Genomic DNA, 16,956 nt, shown 5'->3' with positions numbered 1-16,956 from the left:
TGCGCCCTGCCTGCCTTCCGTAACGTCCTCAACTGGCAACGGTGAATATGCCGCTTGCCGCCGTGGGGGAGCCTCGATTCGGGAGAGGACGGCGCCAGCATGGGCTGGGTAACCGACTGGAGTACGCAGGCAGCGTGCCGCACCACCGATCCGGATGAGCTGTTCGTTCAAGGGGCGGCGCAGAACCGCGCCAAGGCGGTGTGCACCGGATGTCCGGTGCGCACGGAGTGCCTGGCCGACGCCCTGGACAACCGGGTGGAGTTCGGCGTGTGGGGCGGAATGACCGAACGCGAGCGGAGGGCGCTGCTGCGTCGCCGCCCGACCGTGACGTCATGGCGCCGGCTGCTGGAGACAGCGCGTACGGAATATGAGCGCAGCACGGGCATTCTGCCGGTGGACTGTGACGACGACGCCTTCGACGAGTTGGCCGCGGTGGGATAGCGGCGGGCAGCGGCCGGGAGAAGTCGGCCGAGAAGGTTCGGTTGATGGCGCGGTCTGATCGGTCAGCAGACGCAACGTGCCGTCGGTGACGGTGATTTCCACCGGAGTTGGAGGCATGGATGGGGGGCGGGCGCGCTGATCAGCGCGCCCCGTGAAGACATGGTGAGACGCCTGGCGGGTGCGTGGTGAACCGCGCCGTGCCGCTGGGCGGATGGCTGAACCGGCCGTGAGTACGGCTCAGTCGTCGGTGTTCGTGAGGTCCTCGGTGTCCGTGGGGTTCAGCGCCAGGCGGTCGCCGATGGCACGCAGCCCTGCGAGGTCATGGACATCGCCGGGCAGCGCGGCGACCTCCGTCACCGGAACCTCGGGGTGCAGCGTGGTGAAGCGGTCCCGCGTGCGCCGTTCGCGAGCGAGGACCTGCATACGCTCTGCGTGCAGTCGTAGCAGCCCGGCGGCCAGTTGCGCCGCTGAGGCCGATGTGGGTGTCACTTGCTCCGCCGCGGCAGCGGGGGAGAGGCCGCCGGCGGTACGTGATCCAGCCTTCCCGCCGTCGAGATCCACAATGCCGGTGGCTTCAAGATTATTTTCTGTGCGGTCGGGGGCGGGGCCGGCCGCAGATTCCGGGGCCGACTCTGCCTCCGCTTCGGTGTCCGCGGGGGCGTCCGCATGCGTGTCCTCCGCCATGCGGTCCGTGAGGGCCTCGGCGGCGGCCAGTGCGCGCTCGGCGCTCAGTTGGGCGGCGCCGCTGCCGTGCACACGGTTCAGCACCAGGCCGGCCAGCGGCATCTGCTCGGCGGCCAGCCGCTCGACGAAGTACGCCGCCTCGCGCAGGGCGTCCCGCTCCGGCGCGGCCACCACGAGAAATGCCGTACCGGGCGCCTGCAGCAGGCGGTAGGTGGCGTCCGCGCGGGTGCGGAAGCCGCCGAACATGGTGTCCATCGCGGCCACGAACGTCTGCACATCGCGCAGCAGTTGGCCGCCCATGAGCTTGCTGAGGGTGCCGGTCATCATCGACATGCCGACATTGAGGAACTTCATGCCGGCCCGGCCGCCGACCTTCGCCGGTGCCATCAGCACCCGGATGAACTTGCCGTCCAGGAAGGAGCCCAGGCGCTTGGGCGCGTCCAGGAAGTCCAGTGCGGAGCGGCTCGGAGGGGTGTCGACGATGATCAGGTCCCACTCGTCGTTCGCGCGGAGCTGGCCCAGCTTCTCCATGGCCATGTACTCCTGTGTGCCCGCGAAACCGGCCGACAGGGACTGGTAGAAGGGGTTCTCCAGGATCGCGCGGGCCCGGTCGGCGTCCGCATGGCCCTCGACGATCTCGTCGAAGGTGCGCTTCATGTCCAGCATCATCGCGTGCAGTTCGCCGCCCGCGCTCTCGTCGACGTCCTTGACCTGACGGGGGACGTTGTCGAGCTCGGAGATGCCCATGGACTGCGCCAGCCGCCGGGCCGGGTCGATGGTGAGCACGACGACCTTGCGGCCGCGCTCGGCGGCACGCACACCCAGCGCCGCGGCGGTCGTGGTCTTGCCGACGCCGCCCGAACCGCAGCACACCACGATGCGGGTGTGCGGGTCGTCGATCAGCGCATCGACCTCGAGCCGCGGGGCCGAGGCGTCCAGCGTCGTGGTGTCCGAGGTCATATGGGCCCCTGTTTCCGCAGGTCTCTCGCCAGGTGGTAGAGCCCGGCGAGGTCCACTCCCTCGGGGAGCAGCTCCAACTCGTAGGTGGGCAGGCCGATGGCGGTCAGCTCGGCGTGCTCGGCGCGCTCCAGCTCGACCCGCTCGGCGTGTTCGCGTGCCTGCTCCAGCAGGGGGTCGATCAGCCGGTCGGCCAGGCCGCCGCGGCGGGCGCCGCCCAGACCGGCCTGGGAGAGCGCCTTGGCGACGCCCGCTCGGGCGCCACGGGCGGCGATGTCGAGATCGCCGTTGTCCAGCAGCGCCGGGCGGGTCATGTTGATGACGATGCCGCCCACGGGGATGCCGGCGGCGCGCAGCTCCTCGACCCCGTCGGCGGTCTCCTGGACGGGCATCTCCTCCAGGAGCGTCACCAGATGCACCGCGGTCTCGGGCGACTTGAGGACCCGCATCACGGCCTGTGCCTGATTGTGGATCGGGCCGATCTTCGCCAGACCGGCCACCTCGTCATTGACGTTCAGGAAGCGGGTGATGCGGCCGGTCGGCGGGGCGTCCATCACGACCGCGTCGTAGACGAACTTGCCGTTCTTGTCCTTGCGGCGCACCGCCTCGCACGCCTTGCCGGTCAGCAGGACGTCCCGCAGGCCCGGCGCGATGGTCGTGGCGAAGTCGATGGCGCCGAGCTTCTTCAGCGCCCGGCCCGCGCTGCCCAGCTTGTAGAACATCTGGAGGTAGTCCAGGAGGGCGCGTTCGGCATCGATGGCGAGGGCGTGGACCTCGCCGCCCGCCCGTCTCCCGCCACTGCCGCGCGCGGAGTCCCCACCGGATTCCGCGCGGGGCGAACCCCACGGTGAGGCCCCTTCCGATGCGGGACCCACCGCGATCTTGCGTTCCTCGTAAGGAAGCGCTTCGGTCTCGAACAACTGGGCAATGCCCTGTCGGCCCTCGACCTCGACCAGGAGGGTACGGCGCCCCTCGGTGGCCAGGGCGAGGGCGAGGGCAGCGGCGACCGTGGTCTTGCCGGTGCCGCCCTTGCCGCTGACGACATGGAGCCTGCTCACGCCAAGGAGCCTAACCAGTCCGCGTCCCGGCTACGCACGGGATACGCCTGGGAAGCCCCGGATATCTGCCCCTGATCCCTCCGGGACGAGTCGGGGATGCTCCCTAGGGGCCCGGCGGCCGGGCCGTTGAACGCCGTCCGGGACGGGTACGGGCGGGCTGTGGCGGACGGGGTCCGCGGCGGCCGTGGACAGGCATTACGCTCGGCCCATGACCAAGTGGGAATACGCGACCGTGCCGCTGCTCGTGCACGCGACGAAGCAGATTCTGGACACCTGGGGCGAGGACGGCTGGGAGCTGGTCCAGGTCGTTCCGGGCCCGAACAACCCCGAGCAGTTGGTGGCCTACCTGAAGCGGGAGAAGCAGGCGTGAGCGCGGCGGAGGAAAAGATCGCGGCGCTCGGCCTCAAGCTGCCGCAGGTCGTGCCGCCGCTGGCCACCTACCAGCCCGCGGTGCGCTCCGGCGCCTATGTGTACACCTCCGGCCAGCTGCCGATGGTGGACGGCGCCCTGCCGGCCACCGGCAAGGTCGGCGCCGAGGTCAGCCCGGAGCGGGCCCAGGAACTCGCCGCGACCTGCGCGCTCAACGCGCTGGCCGCCGTGAAGTCCGTCATCGGCGACCTCGACAGGATCCAGCGGGTCGTGAAGGTCGTCGGCTTCGTGGCCTCCGCGCCGGACTTCACCGGCCAGCCGGGTGTCCTCAACGGCGCCAGCGAGCTGCTGGGCGAGATCCTCGGCGACAAGGGCGTGCACGCCCGGTCCGCGGTGGGCGTGGCGGTGCTGCCGCTCGACGCGCCGGTCGAGGTCGAGATCCAGGTCGAGATCGCCGAATAGGCACCCGTAGGAACGCCGGCACCCGTAGTGCGTGCCGTGTGCCGGAGGGCCCCTCGTCAGCAGGGGCCCTCCGGCGCGAAAGAGGCCCTCGAACATCCGCGCGCGAGCGCATAGCATCCGGCCATGTCGTCCACGACCAATGGCCAGTGGTACCCGCCGGAGTGGCCGGACCGTATCCGGGCGCTCGCGAACGGCGAGCTGACCCCCGCCGAGCCCCGGCGGGCCGCGACCGTCCTGCTGCTGCGGGACTCCGACTCCGGCGGCCCCGCCGTCCACATGCTGCGCAGACGCGCCTCCATGGCCTTCGCCGGAGGCGCGTACGCCTATCCGGGCGGGTCCGTCGATCCCCGTGACGAGCGGCCGGTGGCCTGGGCCGGCCCGTCCCGCGCCCAGTGGGCGGTCCGTATGGGTGTCGACCCGGCCACCGCGCAGACCATCGTCTGTGCGGCGGTCCGCGAGACGTTCGAGGAGGCGGGGGTGCTGCTCGCCGGTGCCTCGGCCGACACGGTCGTCGCGGACACCACGGGCGAGGACTGGGAGGCGGACCGCGCCGCCCTGGTCGCCCATGAGCTGTCCTTCGCCGACTTCCTGGGCCGGCGCGGTCTGGTGCTGCGCTCCGATCTGCTGGGCGCCTGGGCCCGCTGGATCACCCCGGAGTTCGAACCGCGGCGCTACGACACCTGGTTCTTCGTCGCCGCGCTGCCCGAGGGCCAGCGCACCCGGAACGCTTCCACGGAGGCGGACCGTACGGTGTGGATCCGGCCGGCGGCGGCCGCGGCCGGCTATGACCGTGGTGAGCTGCTGATGATGCCGCCGACCATCGCGACCCTGCGCGGGCTCCAGCCGTACGCCACCGCCGCCGACGCGCTGGCCGCCGCGGAGGCCCAGGACCTGACGCCGGTGCTGGCCCGGGCCCGCCTCGTGGGCGGCGAGATCGAGCTGAGCTGGCCGGGGCACGATGAGTTCACCAAGCACATCACACAGACGGACGCCGGTACCGGTGCCCCTGGGGGCGGCGAGCCCGACGGGTCCACGGACGGCGCCGGCCCCTCGGGAGGGACCCCCACATGACCGATGCAGCCGCCCTCCCCGGTCAGCCCCGCGGCGGAGTGATCTCGGGGCCCGCGACCGCGCGCGCCCAGTGCGTACTGGCCCCGAACCCCTCGCCGATGACGCTGGACGGCACCAACACCTGGATCGTCGCCGAGCCGGACTCCGATCTCGCCGTCGTCATCGACCCCGGGCCGCTCGACGAGACCCATCTCCGCGCCGTCATCGAGACCGCCGAGCGGGCCGGCAAGCGCATCGCGCTGACCTTGCTGACCCACGGTCACCCGGACCACTCCGACGGCGCCGCCCGCTTCGCCGAGCTGACCGGCTCGTCCGTACGGGCGCTGGATCCGGCGCTGCGCCTGGGCGACGAGGGGCTCGACGCGGGCGATGTCATCACCACCGGAGGCCTGGAACTGCGGGTGGTGCCCACCCCGGGCCACACCGCGGACTCGCTCTCCTTCCATCTCCCGGCCGACCGCGCGGTGCTCACCGGCGACACGATCCTGGGGCGCGGCACCACCGTGGTCGCGCACCCCGACGGCCGGCTGGGCGACTATCTGGACTCGCTGCGCCGGCTGCGCTCCCTCACGGTCGACGACGGGGTGGCGACGGTCCTGCCGGGCCACGGGCCGGTGCTGAACGACGCCCAGGGGGCGGTGGAGTTCTATCTGGCGCACCGGGCGCACCGGCTCGCCCAGGTGGAGACCGCGGTCGAGGCCGGCCATCGCACGCCCGCCGAGGTCGTCGCGAGCGTGTACGCCGATGTGGACCGCTCCCTGTGGCCGGCCGCCGAGCTGTCGGTACGGGCGCAGCTGGACTATCTGGGCGAGCACGGGCTGATCGAGGACTGACGGCGGCGCGGACCGGCCGGCGGGCCGCCCCGGGGCGATTCCTCGGGGCCGGCCCTCGCAGTCGCCGAGAGGCCCCGTCAGCGCGCCTACGGGCGGGGAGCCTTCGCCCCGTGGACGGCCAGATATTCGTCGGCCAGCCAGGGGGCGAGGCCGGAAAGCAGCTCGTCCAGCAGCTGCGGGTACGCGGCGGGCGTCCGGGCGGCGCGGGCCGCGGCGCGCATCTGCCCGGCGTGCGCCGGGTAATAGCGGCCGAACACCTCGGCGGACTCGGTGAGATCGCTCGTCCAGCCGCCCCAGCGGGGCATGACCAGGGTGAATCCGGTACGGACGAGCCGGCGCGCCACACCCCGGGTCAGCCGGGTGCGCTCGGCTTCCGTGGTGGCCGCCGCGGCCTTCGCGCGCAGACCGGGCAGGCCGCGGAAGAGGTCGCCGTTGGTCTCGCGGGCGAGGAGCGAGGTGGGGCGGTAGCGGGGCAGCCGAGCGGCGAGATCGGGACCGCTGAGCGGGGTGCACAGACAGGCGACGAACCACGCCAGGTCGTACCGCTCCGGCTCGCTCAGCACCTGATCCACACCGACCAGCAGGATTCCGACGCCGTTGACCTGGGGGAAGGCCGCATCGAGGCCGTCCTCGACGGCGCGGGCGGCGGCCCGGTCCGCCTCGGTGGGCTCCTGACGCAGGGCGAGCAGCGCATCGAGGTCGGAGGTGCCGGGGACGGCGGTGCCGCGCGGGATGCTGCCGTAGAGGTAGCTGCTGTGCAGCCGGCCGGGGCCGAAGTGGTCGCCGAGCCGGGTGCCCAGCTCCGCCACGACGGGCGCGAACTGCGCGGACACCCGGTCCAGGGACCCCTCCCGCAGAAAGCAGCCGTCGCGGTCCAGTCCGGTGCCGTGGGTCATGGCGTCACCATGGCGAGGCCGCCGGCGGTCCGGCGAGCCATTTACGGGCCCGCGGGGCCATGGGGCCTCCGCCGGGCCCGCGCGGCCATGACGAAGGGCCCCGCCGGAGCGGGGCCCTTCCAGGCTGTCTGCGAGCCGGTCAGCGCGAGCGCTTGGCCAGCCGCTCGACGTCCAGCAGGATCACGGCGCGCGCCTCCAGGCGCAGCCAGCCGCGGCCCGCGAAGTCCGCCAGCGCCTTGTTGACCGTCTCGCGGGAGGCGCCGACCAGCTGGGCCAGCTCTTCCTGCGTCAGGTCGTGGACGACGTGGATGCCTTCCTCGGACTGCACGCCGAAGCGGCGCGACAGGTCGAGCAGGGCGCGTGCCACGCGGCCCGGTACGTCCGAGAAGACCAGGTCGGACATCTGGTCATTGGTCTTGCGCAGCCGGCGGGCGACCGCACGCAGCAGGGCCGTGGCCACCTCGGGGCGGGCGTTCAGCCAGGGCTGGAGGTCGCCGTGGCCCAGGCCGAGGAGCTTTACCTCGGTGAGGGCGGAAGCCGTGGCCGTACGGGGGCCGGGGTCGAAGAGCGAGAGCTCACCGATCAGCTCTCCCGGGCCGAGGACGGCGAGCATGTTCTCCCGCCCGTCGGGGGAAGTGCGGTGCAGCTTCACCTTGCCCTCGGTGACCACGTACAGGCGGTCGCCGGGGTCCCCTTCGTGGAACAGGGCGTCGCCGCGGGCGAGCGTGACCTCTCCCATAGAGGCGCGCAGCTCGGCCGCCTGCTCGTCATCGAGCGCCGCGAAGAGCGGTGCGCGCCGCAGAACGTCGTCCACGAGATCTCTCCTTGTCGACATGCTCCGGGGGACTGTGGTCCCCATCATGCCGGAATGCAAAACAGTGCGATCAATCACAAGTTTGCCGGACCGGTGCCCCGAGCCATAAGGCAGGGGGCCGATTGGGGTCAGGATTCACAGCGATCAAGCCGGATGTCAGTGGCTGGCCTTAGTCTGGCCGAGTGTCCAATACGCCGGTGAGAGCAGAGGACTGGGGGGCCGGACGAGTGAGCGCAGGGCGTGATTCCGCTGTGGGCGAACAGCCGTCCGGCCGCACACCGGATTCGGATAAAAGTAACAAATCGCTCTCCGGGGTGACGCCCCACCGGAAGCCGCCCGTCCGGAAATCCGGCGCGTCGCGACCGTCGGCGCAGGACACGACCGTGCAGACCGCCGCGAGGAAGACTCCGGCAGGCAAGACCTCGGCAGGGAAGAAGGCCGCTCCGTGAACGCAACCCCCGAGAAGCCGGCGGCGGCCAAGAAGGCCGTCACGAAGACGGCTGCCGCGAAGAAGACCGTCACCAAGAAGTCCACCGCGGCCATCGAGCAGGCCCCCGCCAGGAAGACAGCCGCCAAGAAGACGGCCGCCAGGAAGACCGCCCCGGCCAAGCAGGCCACGGCGAAGAAGGCCACGGCGAAGAAGACGGCAAAGACGGCCGCCGGGCAGGCCCCCGCCAAGAAGACCGCCGCGCGCAAGCCCGAGTCCCGGGTCGCCATGGTGCGGCGGGCCCGCCGGATCAACCGTGAGCTGGCCGAGCTGTATCCGTACGCCCACCCCGAGCTGGACTTCACCAACCCCTTCGAGCTCCTGGTCGCGACGGTCCTGTCCGCGCAGACCACCGACCTGAGGGTCAACCAGACCACTCCGCGCCTCTTCGCGGTCTGCCCGACGCCCGAGGACATGGCCGCAATGCCCCCGGAGAAGCTGGAGGAGCTGATCCGGCCGACCGGTTTCTTCCGGGCCAAGACGAAGTCGCTGATCGGCCTGTCGGCGGCGCTCCGCGACCGTTTCGGCGGTGAGGTGCCGGGCCGCCTGGAGGACCTCGTCACCCTCCCCGGGGTCGGCCGCAAGACCGCGAATGTGGTGCTGGGCAACGCCTTCGGTGTCCCGGGCATCACCGTCGACACCCACTTCGGCCGTCTGGCGCGCCGCTTCGGCTGGACCACCGCGGAGGATGCCGAGAAGGTCGAGGCGGATGTCGCCGAGATCTTCCCCAAGAGCGAGTGGACGATGCTCTCGCACCGGGTCGTCTTCCACGGCCGCCGCGTCTGCCACTCCCGCAAGCCCGCCTGCGGAGCCTGCGCCATCGCCCCGCTGTGCCCCGCGTACGGCGAGGGCGAGACGGACCCGGAGAAGGCCAAGAAGCTGCTGAAGTACGAGCTGGGCGGCCAGCCGGGGCAGCGGCTGAAGCCCCCGGCCGACTATCCGGGACAGCCCGCGCCGCCGATGGCGCCCCCGGTGGCCGCTTCCTGACGACCGCCGCCCAGAGGTGACCGACGATCGACGCCAGGCCTGAGGGGGCGCGTATGAGGAGTGCACGGGAGCAGCAGTACGGCAAGGAGGCGGACGCCGGAGAGCCGGCGTCCGGCCGGGAGGCGACGGTCACGGCCGAGGGCCTGCCCGAGTGGCTGGACCCGGTGGCCCAGGTGGCCGCCACCATCGAGCCGCCCCAGCTCAGCCGCTTTCTGCCGCCCGAGAGCGGTGGCCGGCAGTCCGCGGTGCTGATCCTCTTCGGCCACGGCCCCCGCGGCCCCGAGCTGCTCCTGATGGAGCGCGCCGGCACCCTTCGCTCACACGCCGGCCAGCCCTCCTTCCCCGGTGGCGCCCTCGACCCGGAGGACGGCGACCCGGAGGGTTCCGGTCCGGTACGGGCGGCGCTGCGCGAGGCCCAGGAGGAGACCGGCCTCGACCCCTCCGGTGTGCAGGTCTTCGCCGTCCTGCCGCGGCTCTACATCCCCGTCAGCGGCTTCGTGGTGACGCCCGTCCTGGGGTGGTGGCGCCGGCCGAGCCCGGTCGGCGCGGTCGACCAGGCGGAGACCGCCCGGGTGTTCACGGTTCCCGTGGCGGATCTCACGAACCCGGCCCATCGCGTGACGACGCGCCATCCCAGCGGCCACATCGGTCCTGCGTTCCTTGTCGAGAACGCCCTGGTCTGGGGGTTTACGGCCGGAGTCATCGACCGGATCCTGCACTACGCGGGCTGGGAGATTCCGTGGGACCGTGACAAGGCGGTCCCGCTCGACTGGCGCTCGTGAGACGGTGTCCGGCGTGAACGTCCTGGACATCCTGTTGCTGGTCGCGGCCGTGTGGTTCGCGATCATCGGCTATCGGCAAGGCTTTGTCGTCGGCATCCTGTCCGTGATCGGCTTCCTCGGAGGCGGTCTGATCGCGGTCTATCTGCTGCCCGTGATCTGGAACGAGATCACCGGCGATGCCACCCCCGGCACCTTCGCGGCCATCGCGGCGGTTGCCATCGTGATCGTGTGCGCATCCGTGGGCCAGGCGTTCACCACCCACCTGGGCAACAAACTGCGCCGCCACATCACGTGGTCACCGGCGAGAGCGCTGGACGCGACCGGCGGCGCGCTGGTCAACGTCCTGGCGATGCTGCTGGTCGCCTGGCTGATCGGCTCGGCGCTGGCCGGTACCTCCCTGCCGACGCTCGGCAAGGAGGTCCGTAACTCCAAGGTGCTGCTCGGGGTGTCCCGGGTGATGCCCCAGCAGGCCGGCACGTGGTTCGCGGACTTCTCCTCGGTCCTCGCGCAGAACGGATTCCCGCAGGTCTTCACGCCGTTCTCCAACGAACCGATCACCAATGTGCCGGCGCCCGATCCCCGGCTGGCCACCAGCCCGGTCGCGGCGCAGGCCAAGCGCAGCATCGTCAAGGTCGTCGGCACGGCTCCCAGCTGCGGCAAGGTCCTCGAAGGCAGCGGCTTCGTCTTCGGCCGGCACCGCGTGATGACCAACGCCCATGTCGTCGGCGGGGTGCGCGAGCCGACCGTCCAGGTGGGCGGCGAGGGCCGTACGTACGACGCCAAGGTCGTGCTCTACGACTGGCGGCGCGATATCGCGGTCCTGGACGTGCCCTCGCTGGACGCACCGGCGCTGCAGTTCACCGGCGCGGACGCGGACAGCGGCAACGGCGCCATCGTCGCCGGCTTCCCGGAGAACGGCGGCTATGACGTCCGCGCCGCCCGTGTCCGCGGCCGTATCCAGGCGAAGGGCCCGGACATCTACCACCGCGGCACGGTCGGCCGCGATGTCTACTCCCTCTACGCCACGGTCCGGCAGGGCAACTCCGGCGGCCCGCTGCTCACCCCGCAGGGCAAGGTCTACGGTGTCGTCTTCGCGAAGTCGCTGGACGACTCGCGCACCGGCTATGCACTGACCGCCGACGAGGTCCGCGAGGACGTCACCAGGGGGCGCGCGGCCCAGCAGCAGGTCGACAGCCAGGGCTGCGCGATCTAGGGGGTGCCACCCCGGTCTGCCGGCGGGTCACTGCCGGGTCCGCCGGCGGGACGCGGGGGAAGGATCCCGCGCCCCGTCAGCGGGCCGGGAATTCAGGTACGGGGATGGCGTAGCCGCGCGCTCATCCAGCGCGCTCTGCGGCGCAGGATGCGCGGGATCCCCATCGGGTGCGTCGGGTCGGGGGATTCGCCGGACCTGAGGTCCGGGGTTCCCCTTTCCTGAGTACCCACTGCAGCGGCACTGCTGCGGCGGTTGCGTGCCACGTCACGGTAGTCGTGCGTCCAGCCCATACCCTCGACTCTGCCCGTGGCCCAAGGTCCGTAACCGCCCCGGGGACCGCCAATTGGCCTATGCGCCGGGCAAGTGGCTGTTCGTCATACGCGCGTTCGAGCGCGGTGCGGAGGGGCTCCGCTGAGCGGTTCGGGGAGCCCGCTCAGCGGTCCGCGGGCCTACGGGCGAACCGGTTCGCGCGGCGGGTTCAACGGTCCGCTCCGGGGGCGTCGTTGCCCCTCCCGGGCCGAGCCTCGTCACCGGTCCGGTTCCGGGTCCTTCAGCCAGTTGATCAGCTCGGTGGAGAACGCCACCGGGTCCTCCTCGTGCGGGAAGTGCCCCAGGCCGTCGAACAGCCGCCAGCGGTACGGCGCCTCCACGTACTCGCCGGAGCCGGCCGCGCTGCGGGTGCGCATCACCGGGTCGAGCGAGCCGTGCAGATGCAGCGTCGGGACCCGTACGGGCATCTTCATCCGGCGGTTGAACTGGAGACCGTCGGGGCGGGCCATCGACCGCACCATCCAGCGGTACGGCTCGATCGAGCAGTGCGCCGTCGAGGGGATGCTCATCGCCCGCCGGTAGACCGCCAGCGCCTCGTCCTCCGGCGGCCGGGGGCCGGACCAGTCGCGGATCATCCGGCCCACCAGCGCCGCGTCGTCCGCGGTCAGCGCGCGCTCCGGCAGCCAGGGCCGCTGGAAGTTCCAGATGTGCGAACTCCGGGCGCTCTGCCGGACGTCGGCCAGCATCGCCGAGCGCCAGCGGCGCGGGTGCGGCATCGAGGACACGGCCAGCCGGCGCACCAGCTTGGGCCGCATCACCGCCGCCGTCCAGGCGAGATAGCCGCCCAGATCGTGCCCGACGAGCGCGGCGTCCGGCTCCCCCAGGGACCGTATGACGCCGGTGATGTCCAGGGCGAGGTTCGCCGGGTCGTAGCCGCGCGGGGTGCGGTCGCTGCCGCCGACGCCGCGCAGATCCATGGCGACCGCGCGGAAGCCCGCGTCGGCGAGCGCCGGCATCTGATGCCGCCAGGTCCACCAGAACTGCGGAAAGCCGTGCAGCAGCAGCACCAGGGGGCCGTCGCCCATCTCCGCGATGTGGAAGCGGGCGCCGTTGGCCGCGACATCGCGGTGCGACACCTCTCTCCCGCCGGGGATGTCGATCCGTACGACCGACGCGGTGCTGTCAGGGGCTGTCATACCGATGAGCGTGTCACAGACTCCAGCACCGGGTGCTCCACGGGCGCCACGCGCGGGTGCGGCTTGGCCTTCTGGAGTACGGCCGCGGTCTCCTTGGCGGAGTTGATGGACTTCTCCGGCTTCTTGATCTTCTTCATCTTGGCCATCGCGATGAGGGCCAGCAGCCCGGCGAGGACCAGGAAGGCACCGCCCACGATCAGGAAGGACCAGGCGAGCCCGAGGCCGAGGTTGTGGATGCCGTACGCCGCCGCGAAGCTCAGCACCGGCAGCGCGAACAGCGCCAGCGCGCCGGCCACCATGAACGCGGCACTGCCGATGCCGGCGCGCTTGGCGTCCTGCCGGAACTCCGCCTTGGCCAGCGCGATCTCGTCGTGCACCAGCGCGGACATTTCGGCCGTGGCCGTGGCCACCAGCTGTCCGAGGCTGCGGTCCGTGCCGTCGTGCACTGCGCTCATCGCCGTCTCCCTCATCTCTTCACCCGGATGCAAAGCCTCTCAGATCATGCCGGACCATCGTCTCCGGCATGCGTGCCGGAGGCCACTTCGGCAAGCCGCCGGTGCTCGGCGGCCTTGGCTTCGTGGATTGCCGCCATCCGCAGGTGGTACTCCGGCTTGTCGAGTTCGTAGATGTCGGGGATGCCGTCCTGGTCCTCGTCCCGCTCCTCGTCCTCGCACAGCTTCTTGTACTTGGTGTTGCGGACCTTGAGGAGGATGCCGGCGAAGACGGCTGCCAGCAGCGAGCCGATCAGCACCGATGCCTTGATCTCGTCGGTCAGCACCAGGTCCCCGGCGAAGGCGAGTTCGCCGATGAGCAGGGAGACCGTGAAGCCGATGCCGGCCAGGGAGGCGACGGCGAAGACATCCGGCCACTTCAGGTCGGGGTTGAGCTCGGCCCTGGTGAAGCGGGCGGTGCACCATGTGCCGCCGAAGATGCCGAGCGCCTTGCCCACCACCAGGCCGAGCACGACCCCGAGCGTCTCCGGCCGGGTGAAGACCTCATGGACCGCGCCGCCGGATATGGACACGCCCGCGGAGAAGAGGGCGAACAGCGGCACGGCGAGGCCGGCCGACAGGGGGCGGACCAGATGCTCGATGTGTTCGCCCGGGGACTGTGTCTCGCCGTCGCGCCGGGTGCAGCGCAGCATCAGGCCCATGGCGACGCCGGCGATGGTGGCGTGCACCCCGCTGTTCTCCATCAGGCCCCAGATGACCAGGGCGAGCGGGACGTAGACGTACCAGCCGCGGACGCCCTTGCGCAGCAGCAGATAGAAGATCACCAGGCCGGCGGCGGCGAGGCCGAGCGCCAGAAAGTCGATCTTCGAGGTGAAGAAGATCGCGATGATCAGGATCGCGAAGAGGTCGTCGACGACGGCGAGGGTGAGCAGGAAGGCGCGCAGCGCGGCGGGCAGGGACGTCCCGATGACGGCGAGGACGGCGAGCGCGAAGGCGATATCGGTCGCGGTGGGGACCGCCCAGCCCTGCAGCGAGCCGCCGCCGATGCTGTTGACGGCGAAGTAGACGAGCGCCGGCATCGCCATCCCGCAGAGCGCGGCGACCACCGGGAGCGCAGCCGCCTTGGGGTCCCGGAGCTCGCCGGCGACCAGTTCGCGCTTGAGCTCGATACCGGCGACGAAGAAGAAGACCGCGAGCAGCCCGTTGGCGGCCCAGTGCTGGACGGACAGGTCCAGGCCCAGCGCGGCCGGTCCGAGATGGAAGCCGCGGACCGCCTCGTAGCTTGCGCCGAGGGTGTTTGCCCAGATCAGGGCCGCTACGGCGGCGACGAGGAGGAGGATGCCGCCGACGGTTTCGGCCCGGAGCGCCTCCGCGATGAAGTTCCGCTCGGGCAGGGACATCCGTCCGAGGAACGGGGCGCGACGGTTTCCGGGGCCGCTCATGCGCCGGCCTCACTGCGCTCGACGGGGCGGTATGCGCGCAGCACACGCTTCTTGATCGTTGGGTTGCTCGGCGCGCTCACTCGGTGACCTCCGGCTTTCGGCAGCTGTGTACGGCTGTTGCAGTTGCCGACCAGACTTCCCGGCGCACCCAGAGTTTTAGCGTGTCATTGACGCGTGTCCCACTGTACCGGGCGGGTGCAAGCTGCTATCCGGTGGCCTCACTTTACGGTCAATCCGGGCGCCGGGCCGCTGGAGAGGGGCGGGCCGCGGCCCGGGCGTTGCCCGTCGCGCGCGGCTGATGGGCAGGCGGGCCGCCGGGGCACGAGGAGCCGGGGCACGGTAAGCCGGGCCACGGCAAGCCGGGTCACGACGAGCCGGGCCCACGAGAAGTCGGGGCCATGACAAGAGGCCCCACGGCAAGGGGCACCCGGCCGCGCCGGCCGGATGCCCCCTGCGTCTTCCGTCCTGCTCAGTCCTCGCTGGCCGCGCTCGGCAGCTTCGCCTGGATCAGGTCCATGACCGAGGAATCGGTGAGGGTGGTGACATCACCGAGGTCGCGGTTCTCGGCGACATCGCGCAGCAGCCGCCGCATGATCTTGCCGGAGCGGGTCTTGGGCAGCTCCGCGACCGGCATGATCCGCTTGGGCTTGGCGATCGGGCCGAGCTGCTGGGCGACATGGGCGCGCAGCTCCTCGACCAGACCCTCGTCCTCCGCCGCACCGCCGCGCAGGATGACAAAGGCGCAGATGGCCTGGGTGGTCTGCGGGTCGGCGGCGCCGACGACCGCGGCCTCGGCCACCTTCGGATGCGAGACCAGCGCCGACTCCACCTCGGTGGTGGAGATGTTGTGGCCGGACACCAGCATCACGTCGTCCACCCGGCCGAGCAGCCAGATGTCGCCGTCGTCGTCCTTCTTGGCGCCGTCGCCGGCGAAGTACTTGCCCTCGAAGCGCGACCAGTACGTGTCGAGATAACGCTGGTCGTCGCCCCAGATCGTGCGGAGCATGGCCGGCCAGGGCTCGGTCAGGACGAGGTAGCCGCCGGCGCCGTCCGGGACCTCGCGCGCATCGTCGTCCACGACGGTCGCGGCGATACCGGGCAGTGCCACCTGGGCCGAGCCGGGCTTGGTCGCCGTGACGCCCGGCAGCGGGCTGAGCATCATCCCGCCGGTCTCGGTCTGCCACCAGGTGTCGACGATGGGTGTCTTGTCGGCCCCGATGTGCTTGCGGTACCACATCCATGCCTCGGGGTTGATCGGCTCGCCCACCGATCCGAGGACGCGCAGCGACGACAGGTCGAACTTCGCCGGGATGTCGTCGCCCCACTTCATGCAGGCGCGGATCGCGGTCGGCGCGGTGTAGAGGATCGTCACGCCGTACTTCTGCACGATCTCCCACCAGCGGCCCTGGTGCGGGGTGTCGGGCGTTCCCTCGTAGAGCACCTCGGTCGCGCCGTTGGAGAGCGGGCCGTAGGTGATGTACGAGTGGCCGGTCACCCAGCCGACGTCGGCGGTGCACCAGAAGACGTCGGTCTCGGGCTTCAGGTCGAAGACCGCGTGGTGGGTGTACGACACCTGGGTGAGGTAGCCGCCGGTGGTGTGCAGGATGCCCTTGGGCTTACCCGTCGTGCCGGAGGTGTAGAGGATGAACAGCGGGTGCTCGGCGTCGAAGGCCTCGGGCGTGTGCTGGTCGCTCTGCCGCTCGACGATCTCGTGCCACCAGACGTCCCGGCCCTCGTGCCAGTCGATGTCCTCCTGGCCGGTGCGGCGCACGACCAGGACGCTGCGGACGTTCTCCGTACCGGGCTTGGTCAGGGCGGTGTCGACGGCGGGCTTGAGGGCGGAGGGCTTGCCGCGGCGGTAGCCGCCGTCGGCGGTGATCACCACGCGGGCGTCCGCGTCATTGATACGGGTCGCCAGGGCGTCCGCGGAGAAGCCGCCGAAGACGACGGAGTGCGGGGCGCCCAGGCGCGCACAGGCCAGCATGGCGATGACCGCTTCCGGGATCATCGGCAGGTAGATGGCGACCCGGTCGCCGCTGCGCACACCCAGCTCGGTCAGCGCATGGGCGGCCTTGGAGACCTCACGCTGGAGCTCGGCGTAGGTGATCGCGCGGGTGTCGCCGGGCTCGCCCTCGAAGTGGAGGGCGACCCGGTCGCCCAGGCCGTTCTCCACATGCCGGTCCACGCAGTTGTAGGCGACATTGAGCTTGCCGTCGGCGAACCACTTCGCGAAGGGCGCGTTGGACCAGTCGAGGGTCTGGGTGGGCGGGGTCTCCCAGGACAGGCGTTCGGCCTGCTCGGCCCAGAAGCCCAGCCGGTCTGCCGCGGCCTGCTCGTACGCGGCAGCCGTGACGTTGGCGTTCGCGGCCAGATCGGCGGGCGGCGTGAACCGCCGCTCCTCCTTGAGCAGGTTGGCCAGGCTTTCGTTGCTCACAACTTCTCCCATTCCCAGGGCGTCCGATGTGTCCCCAGGTCATAGCTCATCAGCCCGCGCCGGGCCCTGACAAGGGCTGTGGACAAATATTGGTGTAGACCTATCAGT

At 71.3% G+C, this 16,956-nt stretch carries 17 protein-coding genes; 8 read left to right on the top strand and 9 right to left on the bottom strand.

Annotation, left to right across the window (positions count from 1 at the left end):
- Nucleotides 1-99: 99 nt before the first annotated feature.
- A complete protein-coding gene (locus tag STRNI_RS19770) occupies nt 100-441 on the top strand; it encodes a WhiB family transcriptional regulator (protein ID WP_018089958.1) in 342 nt (113 codons plus the stop codon).
- A 237-nt stretch (nt 442-678) separates the two neighbouring features.
- Here the strand turns inward: STRNI_RS19770 and bagB are convergent, their stop codons facing one another.
- Both bagB and bagA read right to left on the bottom strand, forming a co-directional pair.
- Nucleotides 679-2,085 carry an ATPase BagB gene (bagB, locus tag STRNI_RS19765; protein WP_018089959.1) on the bottom strand — a complete coding sequence of 469 codons (1,407 nt, stop codon included), beginning with the start codon at nt 2,083-2,085 and terminating at the stop codon, nt 679-681.
- On the bottom strand, nt 2,082-3,140 hold the full coding sequence (gene bagA, locus STRNI_RS19760; RefSeq protein ID WP_018089960.1) for an ATPase BagA: 1,059 nt from the start codon (nt 3,138-3,140) through the stop codon (nt 2,082-2,084). Before bagA ends, bagB begins: the two co-directional genes overlap by 4 nt.
- 208 nt (nt 3,141-3,348) lie before the next feature.
- Here bagA and STRNI_RS19755 point away from each other — a divergent pair, with 208 nt between their 5' ends.
- The 4 genes from STRNI_RS19755 (at nt 3,349) to STRNI_RS19740 (ending at nt 5,875) form a co-directional block, all read left to right on the top strand.
- Nucleotides 3,349-3,510 carry a Sp36 family protein gene (locus tag STRNI_RS19755; RefSeq protein ID WP_003975360.1) on the top strand — a complete coding sequence of 54 codons (162 nt, stop codon included), beginning with the start codon at nt 3,349-3,351 and terminating at the stop codon, nt 3,508-3,510.
- A complete protein-coding gene (locus tag STRNI_RS19750; RefSeq protein ID WP_148589799.1) occupies nt 3,507-3,971 on the top strand; it encodes a RidA family protein in 465 nt (154 codons plus the stop codon). Before STRNI_RS19755 ends, STRNI_RS19750 begins: the two co-directional genes overlap by 4 nt.
- A 123-nt stretch (nt 3,972-4,094) precedes the next feature.
- Nucleotides 4,095-5,042 (top strand): NUDIX hydrolase, encoded by a 948-nt coding sequence (locus STRNI_RS19745; RefSeq protein ID WP_018089962.1) that lies wholly within the window; start codon nt 4,095-4,097, stop codon nt 5,040-5,042.
- On the top strand, nt 5,039-5,875 hold the full coding sequence (locus STRNI_RS19740) for an MBL fold metallo-hydrolase (protein ID WP_109891411.1): 837 nt from the start codon (nt 5,039-5,041) through the stop codon (nt 5,873-5,875). The genes STRNI_RS19745 and STRNI_RS19740 overlap by 4 nt, the downstream gene beginning before the upstream one ends.
- Nucleotides 5,876-5,961: 86 nt before the next feature.
- Here the strand turns inward: STRNI_RS19740 and STRNI_RS19735 are convergent, their stop codons facing one another.
- Complete coding sequence (locus STRNI_RS19735) at nt 5,962-6,771, bottom strand: nucleotidyltransferase family protein (protein ID WP_159487076.1); 810 nt, start codon at nt 6,769-6,771, stop codon at nt 5,962-5,964.
- 139 nt (nt 6,772-6,910) lie between these two features.
- Nucleotides 6,911-7,585: a Crp/Fnr family transcriptional regulator gene (locus tag STRNI_RS19730; RefSeq protein ID WP_006604164.1), complete on the bottom strand. Its 675-nt coding sequence runs from the start codon at nt 7,583-7,585 to the stop codon at nt 6,911-6,913.
- A gap of 445 nt (nt 7,586-8,030) precedes the next feature.
- Here STRNI_RS19730 and nth point away from each other — a divergent pair, with 445 nt between their 5' ends.
- From nth to STRNI_RS19715, 3 genes are read left to right on the top strand one after another with little or no spacing between them, the layout of a single operon-like run.
- Nucleotides 8,031-9,059, top strand: coding sequence for an endonuclease III (nth, locus tag STRNI_RS19725; RefSeq protein WP_277411704.1), 1,029 nt, complete (start codon nt 8,031-8,033; stop codon nt 9,057-9,059).
- A 53-nt stretch (nt 9,060-9,112) separates the two neighbouring features.
- The gene (locus STRNI_RS19720) at nt 9,113-9,841 is read left to right on the top strand and encodes an NUDIX hydrolase (protein WP_018089966.1); all 729 of its coding nucleotides are present in this window, start codon (nt 9,113-9,115) and stop codon (nt 9,839-9,841) included.
- Nucleotides 9,842-9,854: 13 nt separating this feature from the next.
- The gene (locus tag STRNI_RS19715) at nt 9,855-11,054 is read left to right on the top strand and encodes a MarP family serine protease (RefSeq protein ID WP_018089967.1); all 1,200 of its coding nucleotides are present in this window, start codon (nt 9,855-9,857) and stop codon (nt 11,052-11,054) included.
- Between the two features lie 92 nt (nt 11,055-11,146).
- On the opposite strand, the gene STRNI_RS19710 is transcribed toward STRNI_RS19715, so the two are convergent.
- The 5 genes from STRNI_RS19710 to acs form a co-directional block, all read right to left on the bottom strand.
- Entirely contained in the window at nt 11,147-11,344 is a 198-nt protein-coding gene (locus STRNI_RS19710; protein WP_078518634.1) for a hypothetical protein, read from the bottom strand.
- Between the two features lie 237 nt (nt 11,345-11,581).
- A complete protein-coding gene (locus tag STRNI_RS19705) occupies nt 11,582-12,520 on the bottom strand; it encodes an alpha/beta fold hydrolase (RefSeq protein ID WP_127152288.1) in 939 nt (312 codons plus the stop codon).
- Nucleotides 12,517-12,975 (bottom strand): phage holin family protein, encoded by a 459-nt coding sequence (locus tag STRNI_RS19700; RefSeq protein ID WP_018089969.1) that lies wholly within the window; start codon nt 12,973-12,975, stop codon nt 12,517-12,519. The genes STRNI_RS19705 and STRNI_RS19700 overlap by 4 nt, the downstream gene beginning before the upstream one ends.
- Before the next feature lie 44 nt (nt 12,976-13,019).
- On the bottom strand, nt 13,020-14,414 hold the full coding sequence (gene nhaA, locus STRNI_RS19695) for a Na+/H+ antiporter NhaA (protein WP_277411703.1): 1,395 nt from the start codon (nt 14,412-14,414) through the stop codon (nt 13,020-13,022).
- Nucleotides 14,415-14,883: 469 nt separating this feature from the next.
- Nucleotides 14,884-16,848: an acetate--CoA ligase gene (gene acs / locus STRNI_RS19690; protein WP_159487070.1), complete on the bottom strand. Its 1,965-nt coding sequence runs from the start codon at nt 16,846-16,848 to the stop codon at nt 14,884-14,886.
- Nucleotides 16,849-16,956: the final 108 nt, after the last annotated feature.

Source organism: Streptomyces nigrescens, from assembly GCF_027626975.1.
In the GTDB taxonomy this organism is placed as follows: Bacteria; Actinomycetota; Actinomycetes; order Streptomycetales; family Streptomycetaceae; genus Streptomyces; species Streptomyces nigrescens.
This window is presented reverse-complemented; position numbering and strand designations above follow the sequence as displayed.